At 54.7% G+C, this 12,554-nt stretch carries 10 protein-coding genes and 1 riboswitch; of the genes, 2 read left to right on the top strand and 8 right to left on the bottom strand.

What is annotated here, in order from left to right; genetic code table 11:
* Nucleotides 1-12: 12 nt before the first annotated feature.
* The 4 genes from ACFX4U_RS10010 to ygiD all read right to left on the bottom strand — a co-directional run bounded on the left by ACFX4U_RS10010 (nt 13) and on the right by ygiD (nt 3,976).
* A complete protein-coding gene (locus tag ACFX4U_RS10010; protein ID WP_305734956.1) occupies nt 13-1,299 on the bottom strand; it encodes a TRAP transporter large permease in 1,287 nt (428 codons plus the stop codon).
* 29 nt (nt 1,300-1,328) lie between these two features.
* The gene (locus ACFX4U_RS10005) at nt 1,329-1,838 is read right to left on the bottom strand and encodes a TRAP transporter small permease (protein WP_313509800.1); all 510 of its coding nucleotides are present in this window, start codon (nt 1,836-1,838) and stop codon (nt 1,329-1,331) included.
* A gap of 62 nt (nt 1,839-1,900) precedes the next feature.
* On the bottom strand, nt 1,901-2,878 hold the full coding sequence (locus tag ACFX4U_RS10000) for a TRAP transporter substrate-binding protein (protein WP_017457449.1): 978 nt from the start codon (nt 2,876-2,878) through the stop codon (nt 1,901-1,903).
* A 309-nt stretch (nt 2,879-3,187) separates the two neighbouring features.
* Nucleotides 3,188-3,976: a 4,5-DOPA dioxygenase extradiol gene (ygiD, locus tag ACFX4U_RS09995; protein WP_313509798.1), complete on the bottom strand. Its 789-nt coding sequence runs from the start codon at nt 3,974-3,976 to the stop codon at nt 3,188-3,190.
* Nucleotides 3,977-4,172: 196 nt separating this feature from the next.
* Here ygiD and zupT point away from each other — a divergent pair, with 196 nt between their 5' ends.
* Entirely contained in the window at nt 4,173-4,949 is a 777-nt protein-coding gene (zupT, locus tag ACFX4U_RS09990) for a zinc transporter ZupT (protein ID WP_017457446.1), read from the top strand.
* 440 nt (nt 4,950-5,389) lie between these two features.
* Here the strand turns inward: zupT and ribB are convergent, their stop codons facing one another.
* Entirely contained in the window at nt 5,390-6,043 is a 654-nt protein-coding gene (ribB, locus tag ACFX4U_RS09985) for a 3,4-dihydroxy-2-butanone-4-phosphate synthase (RefSeq protein ID WP_020455297.1), read from the bottom strand.
* A gap of 106 nt (nt 6,044-6,149) precedes the next feature.
* Nucleotides 6,150-6,299, bottom strand: a riboswitch (FMN riboswitch).
* Nucleotides 6,300-6,421: 122 nt separating this feature from the next.
* Between ribB and ubiK the strand changes: the two genes are divergently transcribed.
* The gene (gene ubiK, locus ACFX4U_RS09980) at nt 6,422-6,721 is read left to right on the top strand and encodes a ubiquinone biosynthesis accessory factor UbiK (RefSeq protein ID WP_020455298.1); all 300 of its coding nucleotides are present in this window, start codon (nt 6,422-6,424) and stop codon (nt 6,719-6,721) included.
* 55 nt (nt 6,722-6,776) lie between these two features.
* Here the strand turns inward: ubiK and hldE are convergent, their stop codons facing one another.
* The 3 genes from hldE to ACFX4U_RS09965 are packed head-to-tail and all read right to left on the bottom strand — an operon-like array spanning nt 6,777 to nt 12,421.
* A complete protein-coding gene (gene hldE / locus ACFX4U_RS09975; RefSeq protein WP_305734951.1) occupies nt 6,777-8,207 on the bottom strand; it encodes a bifunctional D-glycero-beta-D-manno-heptose-7-phosphate kinase/D-glycero-beta-D-manno-heptose 1-phosphate adenylyltransferase HldE in 1,431 nt (476 codons plus the stop codon).
* A 46-nt stretch (nt 8,208-8,253) separates the two neighbouring features.
* Nucleotides 8,254-11,103 (bottom strand): bifunctional [glutamate--ammonia ligase]-adenylyl-L-tyrosine phosphorylase/[glutamate--ammonia-ligase] adenylyltransferase, encoded by a 2,850-nt coding sequence (gene glnE, locus ACFX4U_RS09970; RefSeq protein ID WP_313511218.1) that lies wholly within the window; start codon nt 11,101-11,103, stop codon nt 8,254-8,256.
* Between the two features lie 16 nt (nt 11,104-11,119).
* A complete protein-coding gene (locus ACFX4U_RS09965; protein WP_313511219.1) occupies nt 11,120-12,421 on the bottom strand; it encodes an inorganic triphosphatase in 1,302 nt (433 codons plus the stop codon).
* Nucleotides 12,422-12,554 lie beyond the last annotated feature (133 nt).

Genomic DNA, 12,554 nt, shown 5'->3' with positions numbered 1-12,554 from the left:
TTTTTTTATTGTTTACAACACGCCAAACAGTTTCGGCAGGAACAGCGAGATCGCCGGAATATAGGTCACCAATATCAACACTAAAAACAATACGGCATAAAAAGGCAGCATCGCTTTTACCACCTGTTCGATCTTCTGCTTACTGACCGCACTGGCGACAAACAGCACCGAACCGACAGGCGGGGTGATCAATCCAATTCCCAGGTTCACCAGCATGATCATGCCGAAATGTACCGGATCGATCCCCAGCGCATTAGTCACCGGCAGCAGCACCGGCGTCAGGATCAAAATTAGCGGCGCCATATCCATCAGCGTGCCGAGCAACAGCAGCATGATGTTAATGCACATCAAAATAACGTATTTGTTATCCGAGATTTGGGTGAAGGCTTCCGTAATGCGGGCGGGCAATTGCATATAGGTCATTACCGCCCCGAACGCGGCGGCAAAGCCAATCAGGATCATCACGATCGTCACCGTTTTCACCGTGCGGTACATCAGCTTCGGCAGTTCCGACCATTTGTAATCGCGGTAAATAAACATGGTGACGAAAAAGGCCCACAGGCAGGCGATTGCCGCCGATTCCGTCGCAGTGAAGATCCCGGACAAGATGCCGCCCATGATGATCACCACGGTCATCAACCCCCACAGCGTATCCACAAAGATCTTCAACGCCTGGCGAAACGGCACGCGCTCCCCTTTTGGATAACCGCGTTTATGGGCGAATGCCACGCACATTACCATCAGTGTAAAACTGAGCAACAAACCCGGCAGGATCCCGGCAATAAAGAGTGCGGCAATAGAAACTGTACCGCCCGTCGCCAGCGAGTAGATCACCGAGTTGTGACTTGGCGGCGTTAAGATCGCCTGCACCGATCCGCTGGCAGTGACCGCGGCAGCAAAATCACGCGGGTACCCTTTTTTATCCATTTCCGGGATCATCACTGAACCGATCGAGGCGGTATCTGCCACGGACGATCCAGAAATCGCGCCGAAAAACGTGGAAGCGACAATATTTACTAACGACAGTCCGCCGCGGATAAAGCCGACAAAAATATAGGCGAAATTCACCAACCGACGGGCAATTCCCCCTTCCGCCATGATCGCGCCTGCGAGAATAAAAAACGGGATCGCCAGCAGCGAGAACTTGTTCACGCCGTTCGTCAGCTGGATCATCACCGCTTCCAGCGGAATATCGATATACCACGCACCCAGCACCGCGCTAATGCCCACGGCGTAAGCCACCGGTACACCCACCGCCAGCATAATGGCCAGCGTAAAGAGCAGAATAAATGCATCCATAAACGTTCCTTACGGGATGTGATCGGGGATTAGCTCGACGAACCCAGCATCACCACCGGGCGGTGATATTGCGCGCCAAAAAGCATTTTTTCGATAATGAACAAAATGGTAATGGCCGAACCGACAGGCAGCGGTAGATAGCTTTCGCCTGCGGTAAAGAGCGGGAATTCGGCGACCGGCTGTTCCCACAACTCCGCGCATAACGCAGTGCTGTACCAGAGAATAAAAACGCTGATCGCCAGCAGCATTAAATCCGCGAACACAAAGCAGACTTTGCGCAGCGGTTCACTTAAACGATCGGTAACCATGTTAACCGCAATATGCGACCCCGCGCGGTAACTCACGGCGGCGCCAATAAAGGTAAAGGTCACCATGCAAATAATGGCGACCGGCTCCGGCCACGATAACGCGCTGTTCATGACATAGCGGGCGAAAATGCCCACCGGAATAATCGCCACCATAATTAACAGCGCCAGACCTGCAATCCACATCGATATCCGGTAAAGAACATCCATCAACAACGAATAGCGTTCAGCCATAGCAGTTTTCCCGGTGAAAGTTGCAAATGGGCAGGACACAAAGCGCGCCCGCCCGGCAAAAGTTATTGCACTTGTTGGATACGGGTAATCAGCTCCTGATGCTCTTTACCGTATTTATCGCGAACCGGTTGTGTGGCTTCATAAAACGCTTTGGTATCGATGTCGTGGAATTGCACACCGCCCGTTTTCATGGCTTCCAGCGATTTTTCGTTATAGGTTTTCCACAATTCTCGCTGTTCGGCTTGTGCCTCTTTAGCCAGTTTCAGAATTAATTCCTGATCCTCTTTTTTCAGCTTGTCCCATTTGGCTTTTGAGAACAAAAACAGCTCGGGAATAATAAAGTGCTTACTCCAGGTATAATTTTTGACGACCGGTAAATAGTTGTGCGCGACAAAAGTTGGCGGGTTATTTTCCGTGCCATCAATCACCCCGGTTTGCATTCCGCTGAATACTTCGCTGACCCCCATCGCCACCGAGTTAGCGCCCATCGCTTTCAGGGTATCGAGTGCAATTGGGCTGCCCTGCACGCGGATCTTCATGCCCTTAAGATCTTCCGGCTTAGTGACAGGCGCTTTGGTGATCAGATTACGCGTACCGGCATCCATCCAGCCCAGGAAGATCAGGCGCGATTTGCTGCTTTCTGACAGGCGGTTACCAATTTCCTGGCCAATCATGCCATCAAGCACTTTATGCATATGGTCTTCATCGCGGAAAATATAAGGCAGTGTAAAAACGTTTATCTCCGGTAATATCGCCGCCACTGGTGTCATAGAGACACGAATAATATCAATAGCGCCAATTTGCGCCTGCTCAATAACTTGTTTCTCGTCACCTAATACGCCGCCTGGAAAGGTCTTAATATCCAGTCGACCGTCAGTCGCCTTACTGAGCTTTTCCCCCATATGTTTTACTGCCACCACGTTCGGGTAGTCGGCAGGGTGCACATCGGCAGCGCGAAAGGTTTGGGCGACAGAGGCGTGGGAGATAAACAGCAGAGCGGAACTAATACAGACTTTCAGTAAGGTTTTCGCTGAGTTCATATTTCCGTGTCTCCAGAGGGTTTAATTTTTAGGCACAAAAGGCCGGCCGCGAACAGAATGTTCGTGGCATTACACCGGATTGTTTTTATGGGTATGTCTAAAAATCAGACACTCTGAAGCGTAGACACTCAGGTGGGTTATTGCGACGATGGTGTTCACAAAAAGAGCAAAAATTCAGCACAGCGTTTCATTTTTGTAGCGAAGCTCTTTTTATTTTCAAAAAAACCGTATTTCAGATGCGTTTTTTTGCGACTCTGCTCGAAGTTTTCCATTTTCAGGCAAAAAAATGGCGCATAACGCGCCATTCATTTAGCCAACCAGGACCGAGAGCATACTGAGCGATCCCATCTCGAGACCATCAACCGGTATCGACACAGGTTCCTTGCCATCCCATGCGCCAAGCACATACAGCAGAGGCAGGAAGTGATCCGGCGTCGGGTTAGAGAGCGAACCACCCTCATGGTCAAGATAATTGACCAACGGATGCTGTTCGCTCGGCCCCTGCCAGGTCAGGTTCTCTTTCACATAATCATTGAACGCAATGGCCCACGGATACGGGGTATTTTCGCCATGCCAGCGCGCAGTACGCAGGTTATGCACCACGTTACCGCTGGCCACCAGCATGATGCCTTCATCGCGAAGCGACGCCAGCTTACGGCCCATTTCGAAGTGCCATGCCGCCGGTTTGGTGCTGTCGATACTGAGCTGCACCATCGGAATATCCGCGTTCGGGTACATTTTGATCAACACGCCCCATGAACCGTGATCAAACCCCCAGGCTTCTTTATCCAGCGTTACCGGCACAGGTGAGAGCAATTCAACTAAGCGTTGCGCCAGCTCCGGCGAGCCAGGAGCGGGGTAATGCGTATCGTATAACGCCTGCGGGAAACCACCGAAATCATGGATAGTTTTCGGCGCTTCCATGGCGGTGACACCAGTTCCGCGAGTAAACCAGTGCGCGGATACCACCACAATCGCTTTCGGGCGTGGCAGCGTCTCGCCCAGAGCGCGCCAGGCGCGAGTATAAACGTTATCTTCCAGCACATTCATTGGGCTGCCGTGGCCCAAAAACAGTGCAGGCATGCGAGGTGCTGACATGGTGATATCCTTACTGAGTGTGTCTATTTGATAAACGTAGATTACGCTTTTTCAGCGGGTGAAGAACTCAGATAACCATGATGAAGATCATCAGTAATTTTGAATGTAAGGAATGCGTAAAGATCGCCAACCCGTCTCGCTTTTCCTGCAACAAAAACTTAGATTAATGAGAATGATTATCATAAAGGAGTAAGCTATGTCAGTACCTTTGATTCTGACCATCCTGGCAGGCGCGGCGACATTTATTGGCGCGCTTCTTGGTGTTATCGGCCAGAAGCCCTCAAACCGCGTACTGGCGTTTTCGCTCGGTTTTGCCGCCGGGATCATGCTGCTTATCTCGCTAATGGAGATGTTGCCCGCCGCGCTGGCAACGGAAAATATGTCGCCCATGCTCGGCTACGGCATGTTTGTGGTCGGCTTGCTGGGCTATTTCGCGCTGGATCGCATGCTACCGCACGCGCATCCGCAAGATTTAATGCAGGGCACACAGCAAACTTTTCCGCGCGGCATTCGCCGTACCGCTATTTTGCTGACGCTCGGTATCAGCCTGCATAACTTCCCTGAAGGGATCGCCACTTACGTTACCGCCAGTAACGACCTGGAACTCGGCTTTGGCATCGCCTTTGCGGTCGCGTTACACAATATTCCTGAAGGGCTGGCGGTTGCCGGGCCGGTGTATGCGGCGACCGGGTCAAAACGCAGTGCGGTATTCTGGGCGGGCATCTCCGGAATGGCGGAAATCCTTGGCGGCGTGCTGGCGTGGCTGATTCTGGGAAGCCTGGTCTCGCCGGTAGTGATGGCGGCGATTATGGCGGCGGTCGCCGGGATCATGGTGGCGCTGTCGGTCGATGAGCTGATGCCGCTGGCAAAAGAGATCGATCCCAATAACAATCCCAGCTACGGCGTGCTGTGCGGCATGTCGGTGATGGGATTAAGCCTGGTAGCGCTACAGGCGATGGGGTTTGGCGGTTAAGCCAGGTGATTGCGGGCAGCGGTGTATTAATCGCCCTGCCCAACGCGCCGACGTTTTTTTAACTCCTCTACCACGCGTAAATAGCCTTTATATATCGCTTCCCGATCATGGCGGCAGGCTTTGCAATTACGTTTAAGCACGTGGATATAACCCAGGACAATCAAAACAACAGCCACAATCCAATACCAGGAAATGAACACATTGCCTCCGTCATATATTCGGCAAAAATTGCTTCACAAATTAATCACAAAGCCACTTAAATTGAACGAGTTAGAAAAATCTCAAATCCCTTTTAATACTCGCCGCAGCGCTTACCACTTTATAAGTAGAACTCTGGATTTTCAATGCGTGATGACCAGAAGCGCGCCAAACTTTGATGCAGAACAGGCAAAAAAAATCCGCAGCTAAAAGCTGCGGATTTTTATGGATAAGTTTGAATATTAGCTGGCTTTACGCTCATGCTCCTGGCGATAAGCCACCAGGTCTTCAATCGTCACTACCGCCATATTGTGCTGTTTCGCAAACGCGATGCATTCCGGGGCGCGCGCCATCGAGCCATCGTCATTGGTTAATTCACACAGCACACCCGCTGGTTTGAAGCCCGCCAGCGTCACTAAATCGATAGTCGCTTCTGTGTGACCACCACGGGTCAGCACGCCCCCCGGCTGCGCGCGCAGTGGGAACACGTGGCCAGGACGGTTCAGATCGGACGGTTTTGCACCATCGGCAATCGCCGCACGAACAGTAGTAATACGGTCAGCCGCCGAAACGCCGGTGGTTACGCCGTGCGCCGCTTCAATGGTCACAGTAAAACCGGTGCCAAATGCGCTGGTGTTGTTCTCAACCATCATTGGCAGATCGAGTTGTTTACGGCGTTCGTCGGTCAGGCACAGGCAAACAATACCGCTACCGTGGCGAATGGTCAGCGCCATCTGCTCAACGGTCATGGTTTCGGCGGCGAAAATCATGTCGCCTTCGTTTTCGCGGTTCTCGTCATCGAGCACCATCACACCACGGCCTTCGCGCAGCGCGGCAAGAGCGTGTTCAATACGTTGGAAAGGCGTGCCAAAAGAAGAAAGCAGCGTCTGATTCATGGTAAAAGACCTCAATAAAGTTATGGTTACCAGAATCAGGGCAGTCTTAGGAGTGTCGCAATGCGGCAAAAAAATAACGCGAGCGGGCGTCATTGCCCGACAGATTCGTTACTCTCTCCCATCCGGACTTTAACCGTCGGCCCCGGAATTACACCGGATCTGCTGACCTTCAGACGTTAACCTGAAGCGCTCGCGGGCTTTCAGCATGCGCTGATTTACCGCCGGTGGGGAATTTCGCCCCGCCCTGAGAATAAGCGGGATAACTATAACGCCATTGATAATCTTCGGCAATGCATAAGCTTCAAACAATTCTGGTTTATCACCTGGGGTTATCACACTACAATAACCCAATGAACCTATCCGAACAGGGACCCCAAAATGATTGATCCGAAGAAAATTGAACAGATTGCGCGACAGGTTCACGAATCCATGCCGAAAGGGATCCGTGAGTTTGGGGAAGACGTTGAAAAGAAAATCCGCCAGACGCTGCAATCGCAGTTAACCCGCCTCGATCTGGTCAGCCGCGAAGAGTTTGACGTGCAGACGCAAGTTCTGCTGCGCACCCGCGAAAAGCTGGCGTTGCTGGAACAGCGCCTCAGCGAACTGGAAAGCCGCAGCAGCGGCAACGTCACCGAAGTGAAACCGGCTCCCGCCATTCCACCGGTTGATGAACAATAGTAAAAAGCCCTCATAAAGAGGGCTTTTTCTTTTTCATCCTTCACCAGCAGCGCCGTTATTGGCTGTCTTTCTGGATCTTTTTGATGATGTTGGTGGTGGAGCAACCGTCTTCAAAGTTGAGCACCAGCACTTCGCCGCCGTTGGCCCACACCTCTTCGCTGCCCGCGATCTGTTCGGGTTTGTAATCCCCGCCTTTCACCAGTAGATCCGGCAGGATCCCGGCAATCAGGCGCTGCGGCGTATCCTCTTCAAACGACACTACCCAGTCCACCGCTTCCAGCGCGCTCAGCACAATCATGCGCTGCTCAAGCGGGTTCACCGGACGGGTTTCCCCTTTCAAGCGTTTGGTGGACGCGTCACTGTTAACCGCAACAATCAGGCGATCGCCCAGTTTGCGCGCATTCGCCAGATAAGAGACATGCCCGGCATGCAGAATGTCGAATACGCCGTTGGTCATCACCACTTTCTCGCCGCGCTTACGCGCCGCAGCGACAGCGACTTTCAGTTCATCTTCCGTCATCACACCGAAGCCGGTTTCCGCACGGCCACGCACGGCATTTTCAAGCTCGATTGGCGACACGGTTGAGGTACCAAGTTTACCGACCACCACGCCTGCGGCCGCGTTGGCGAAATAGCACGCCTCTTCCAGCGAATTCCCGGCCGCCAGCGTCGCCGCCAGCACACCAATCACCGTATCGCCCGCACCGGTCACGTCATACACTTCCTGCGCCTGGGTCGGCATATGCAGCGGCGCTTTGCCCGGCTGCAGCAGCGTCATTCCTTGCTCGGAACGGGTAACCAGCAGCGCAGAGAGTTCGTAATCGGCAATCACTTTCATACCGCGTTCCACGATCTCGTCTTCGCTTTTGCACTTCCCGGCCACCGCTTCAAACTCAGACAGATTCGGGGTCAACAGTGTGGCACCGCGATAGCGTTCAAAATCCGTGCCTTTCGGATCGATAAGCACCGGCACACCGGCTTTGCGTGCCAGTGCGATCATCTGCTGAACACTTGCCAGCGCCCCTTTGGCGTAATCCGACAGCACCAGCGCGCCAATATTGCCAAGCGCCTGGCTGATGCGTTCATGCATCGGTTGCGGATCGACTCCTTCAAAACCCTCTTCAAAGTCCAGGCGAATCAACTGCTGGTTACGCGACAGCACGCGCAGCTTAGTGATGGTTGGATGCGTCGGAACAGAAACGAAGTCACATTTAACGTTAACATCCGCCAGCGCTTTGCTCAGCGCGCGCGCCGCATCGTCAATGCCAGTCAGGCCAACCAGACGCGCCGTGGCGCCCAGCGAGGCAATGTTCATTGCCACGTTTGCCGCGCCGCCCGGTCGCTCTTCAATGGTATCGACTTTAACAACCGGGACTGGCGCTTCCGGAGAGATACGGCTGGTTGGGCCATACCAGTAACGATCCAGCATCACATCACCCACCACCATTACACCGGCTTGCTTAAACTCTGGCAGCGTCACTTTCATTCCTGTCTCCTGAGAGATACAAAATTTGCGCGCGATGATACCACACTTACGCCGGGGCGCACGGTTCCACCAGCCACTTGTCCCAGCTGGTTTTGATAAGCGCACGCTCGGCGACAAAACAGGAGAGCGGCACATGTCCCGGCAACTCTTGCAGCGCCAGGTGGTGCAGCTCATCACGCAATGTGGTGTACGCCAGCGTCAATGCCTGCGCTTCCTGCTCCTCCATGATGCCGTTTTGCGCCAGCCCTTCGAGAATGCGCACATTATCCGACCAGCGCGTCAGTTTCGGCTTGTCATGGGCAAAGCGCAGCACCAGATATTGGGCGATAAACTCGATGTCGGTGATACCGCCTTCATCGGCTTTCAGATCGAAGCGGTCTTTATGCTTGTTGCCAAGATGGGCACGCATTTTCTCGCGCATTTCTCGCACGTCGGTTTGCAGCGTTGCGCCGTCGCGAGGCGTCATCAGAATATCGCGGCGAATGGCGTCAAATTCGGCGGTCAGTTGCGGATCGCCGTACACCACGCGCGCACGGGCCAGCGCCTGATGTTCCCACGTCCAGGCTTCGTTTTGCTGGTAATCGGCGAACGATTCCGTAGTAGTGACCAGCATCCCCGCAGCGCCAGATGGACGCAGACGCGCATCAACTTCATAAAGGATGCCGGACGACGTGCGCGTGCTAAACAGGTGCATCACGCGCTGCGCGAGACGCAAATAGAACTGGCGACCATCGATTTCACGCTCGCCATCGGTCATCACATCCATCGGGCAGTCGTGCAGGAATACCAGATCCAGATCGGAGCTGTAACCCAGCTCCCAGCCGCCCAGCTTGCCATAACCGACCACCGCAAAACCGCGCCCTTCGCGATCGTGCAGATGCGTTGGCTGGCCATAACGCGCCACCATTTGCCCCCAGGCTTGCTGCACCACCGCATCAATAATCGCTTCCGCCAGCCAGGTTAAGTGATCGCTCACTTTCATTACGGGCAACGTACCGGCAATATCCGCCGCCGCCACGCGCAGCAACTGCGCCTGCTTAAACTGCCGCAGCGCCTCAAGCTGTTGCTCTTCATCATCTTCCGGCACGCGCAGCAGGTATTGGCGCAGCTCATCGCGATAGGCATTCATCGCCGTCGGTTGATAGAGCGTATTCGGGTCGAGCAATTCATCAAGCAGGATCGGGTAGCGCGCCAGCTGACTGGCAACCATCGGCGACGCGGCACACAGGGAAATGAGGTGTTTCAGTGCGCCGGGAAATTCACTTAGCAGCTCAAGGTAAGTGGTGCGGGTAATAATTCCGGTGAGCAGTGGCGTCAGGCGCGACAGCGGTACTGGCGCATCGTCGCGCGAGCATACATCGCTGAGCAGATGCGGCATTAAGTGATCGAGCACTTGCCGCCCGCGCGGGCCAATGGTGCGTTTATCCAGCTCTTTGCGAAAATCGGCAATCAGCGCCACCACGCGGCGACGATCGTCCTCTGAGAGATGCCCCAGCACGGGCGTGGAATCCTCCTCCTGCAACGCATCCTGCCACAATTCGCGCCAGCTCTCAGAAAGGGCATCTTCCGGCGAATCCGTTTCATCATCGCCAATCAGATCGTTAAATATCTGACGCACCGCCGACATATGCGCATCCAGCGTTTCGCAGAGCGCTTGCCAGCTCTCTTTGCCCATTCCCCAGGCGAGACGCGCGCGATTCAGTTCATCGCCCGGCAGCGTCTGTGTCTGTTCGTCATTGATGCTTTGCAGCAGGTTCTCCAGCCGTCGCAGCCACAAATACGCCTCGCGCAGCCGTGTCGCGTCGCCCTCCGGCAGCAGATGCAGTTGATCAATCGCAGTAAGCGTCGGCAACAGCGAACGCGATTGCAGCGCAGGTTCGCGACCGCCGCGAATCAGCTGGAAAACCTGGACGATAAATTCAATTTCGCGGATCCCGCCCGCGCCGAGCTTAATGTTGTCCTTCAGGCCACGGCGACGCACTTCGCGAGCAATCATGCCTTTCATGTTACGCAGGGACTGGATCACGCTGAAGTCGATATAACGGCGGAAAACAAACGGGCGCAGCATTGCGCGCAACTCCCGCGCATGGTCGCCGTCGTTATCGCCCATAATGCGCGCTTTCACCATCGCGTAGCGTTCCCAGTCGCGCCCCTGCTCCTGGTAGTAATCTTCCAGCGCGGCAAAACTCAGCACCAGCGGGCCGCTGTCGCCAAACGGGCGCAAGCGCATATCGACGCGGTAGACAAAGCCATCCTGCGTTGGCTGGTCGAGGACTTTAATCAGCCGTTGACCAAGGCGAGTGAAAAATTGCGCGTTATCCAGTTCACGGCGTCCGCCGCGCGTTGCGCCATTTTCCGGCCAGGCGAAAATCAAATCGATATCGGATGAGAAATTGAGTTCGCCGCCCCCCAGTTTGCCCATGCCGAGTACCAGCATCGGCTGCGCCACGCCTTGTGGATTGCTCGGCGTTCCCCACTCACGGCAGCAGGCGTCATAAAGCCAGTCGCGCGCGGCGACGATCAGGGTTTCCGCCAGCACGCTAAGCTGTTGCAGGATATCCTCTTCCGCCACCAACTGTAACGCCTGGCTCCAGGCGATGCGCACCATGATGCGACGGCGAAACAGCCGCAGCGCGCGCATCAGCGAGACTTCATCAGTGACGCCATCCAGCGCCGCTTGCAGCCATTGCGCATAGTGTTGCCATTCGTTCGCCGGCGGTGGCGCGCTTTCAAGCTCTGCCAGCCACTCAGGATGCGCGATGATGCTGCCCTGAACAAAATCACTAAAAGTGAGCACTGACTGCGCCTGCGCGCTCAATGGCTGCGCGGTGAGCGATTCCGGCAGACGAGAAAATACCGTTTGCCAGTGTTGCGACAATCCTGCGTGGTGCGGCATGCGAAATATCCTTTCGTTAACGTTTTCCGCTGTGCAACCAGAACGGCTCCTGGGTAATCGCGGTATTACGGAAATGTTCGATTTCGACTCTCTGGCGCGTTTCAATGGCGTGCTGAAGCCCCTGCCAGTTTTCCAGCCACTCTACGGCGCGTGCGCGATCGTAATGCCCGGCCAGCAGTAACACGCTGTCGATATCACGCGCCAGGCGCGGCAACTGGTCGCGATAGCTGTCGCCCAGCGGCTGGGCAAAGGCTTTTTTCAGCTCGGCGGCGCAGCGTGACAGATGGACGTCAGCAAAGCGTTTAAAGGAGTCGGCGAATTTGGCCTGCGCTTTTTCATCAAGGAAGGTTCGCCAGCCCTGCGTCACTAACCACTCGGTGAGCACCAGTTTTGCCAGGGCCGATTGCGCGCTCCACACCGCCGTATTTGCTGAAACGGCAGACGTAATGGTCGCTTCAGACTGTGTCAACAGATCACGTAAGTGAGCGCTCGCTTTGCGCGGGACAATACCGCCAAACAGCGCCAGTGTGTGGCGCAGCAACGCAATGGCGCTCAGAACATCGGCTTTCGCTTTCTCATTTCCCCGTACCCACAGCTCCTCATGGTATTGCCATTGCGACAACGCCAGTTCCAGCGCGGCGGCAAAAGCCTGTTCAATGCTGGCCTTGACGGGGGTTTGCAGAATCGCCATTGGGCGGCGTTCGCGCACGGCATTGCCCTGCGCCAGGTGATAACCGCGCGCCGCTTTGCTCAGGCTGCCCTGCCGCAACCCGGAGACGTTTACCAGTTGGCGCGCCAGCTTGAGAATATCCGCCGGAGAACCGCTCAGCAGTTCCAGCTCCAGTTCACAAATCGGCTCAACAAATTCACCCGCTTTGACTTCGCCTAAATCAAGGCCAATTTCAATGCGGCTCTCGCCAACGTTAACCAGCCATTTTTCACGGTAGAAATCCGTGCTAAACAGCGGCTGCACTCGCGCTTGTAAATCTGCAGGTAGCACGCCATCAGGCCACACTTCCGCCGGGAAGCGCGCCAGATCAAGTTCCGGCTGGGTAAGTGGAATATTGTATTCAGGCCGCTGATGCAAACCGCCAATTACCCGCCCGGCGATTTTCATCGTCATTTCGTACTGGCCGTCAAAACCACGGATGCGCAGCCCCATATCGTGGCCGCGCAGCCAGTTATCCGGCGTCTCGTAATAGATGTTGAGTAACTGGCTGGACGCGATATGTTCTTCGGTCAGCGTATGCAGATGTTGACGAAGCGTTTCCACGCTGTCGCTCTTCACGATAAACTTTAATTCGATTTCCTGAGCCATGGCCTTGCACTTATGGTTATGTCACATCAGTGAAAATTTCGGCGAACTAACGCGCCCGATGTTTGTCAGTAGATAGTATTTTGCGTCAAATTGCCATGCAATGCGCAATCTGACGGGTGCAAAAGTTCGCGTA

It is taken from the genome of Kosakonia sp. YIM B13588 (assembly GCF_042788165.1).
In the GTDB taxonomy this organism is placed as follows: Bacteria; Pseudomonadota; Gammaproteobacteria; order Enterobacterales; family Enterobacteriaceae; genus Kosakonia; species Kosakonia sacchari.
The sequence above is the reverse complement of the archived record's forward strand: the minus strand, read 5'-3'. Positions and strand labels throughout refer to the sequence as shown.

Coding starts and splice junctions, on each gene's coding strand:
- ACFX4U_RS10010 (WP_305734956.1), bottom strand. CDS start 1,299: ATGGATGCATTTATTCTGCTCTTTACGCTGGCCATTATGCTGGCGGTG.
- ACFX4U_RS10005 (WP_313509800.1), bottom strand. CDS start 1,838: ATGGCTGAACGCTATTCGTTGTTGATGGATGTTCTTTACCGGATATCG.
- ACFX4U_RS10000 (WP_017457449.1), bottom strand. CDS start 2,878: ATGAACTCAGCGAAAACCTTACTGAAAGTCTGTATTAGTTCCGCTCTG.
- ygiD (WP_313509798.1), bottom strand. CDS start 3,976: ATGTCAGCACCTCGCATGCCTGCACTGTTTTTGGGCCACGGCAGCCCA.
- zupT (WP_017457446.1), top strand. CDS start 4,173: ATGTCAGTACCTTTGATTCTGACCATCCTGGCAGGCGCGGCGACATTT.
- ribB (WP_020455297.1), bottom strand. CDS start 6,043: ATGAATCAGACGCTGCTTTCTTCTTTTGGCACGCCTTTCCAACGTATT.
- ubiK (WP_020455298.1), top strand. CDS start 6,422: ATGATTGATCCGAAGAAAATTGAACAGATTGCGCGACAGGTTCACGAA.
- hldE (WP_305734951.1), bottom strand. CDS start 8,207: ATGAAAGTGACGCTGCCAGAGTTTAAGCAAGCCGGTGTAATGGTGGTG.
- glnE (WP_313511218.1), bottom strand. CDS start 11,103: ATGCCGCACCACGCAGGATTGTCGCAACACTGGCAAACGGTATTTTCT.
- ACFX4U_RS09965 (WP_313511219.1), bottom strand. CDS start 12,421: ATGGCTCAGGAAATCGAATTAAAGTTTATCGTGAAGAGCGACAGCGTG.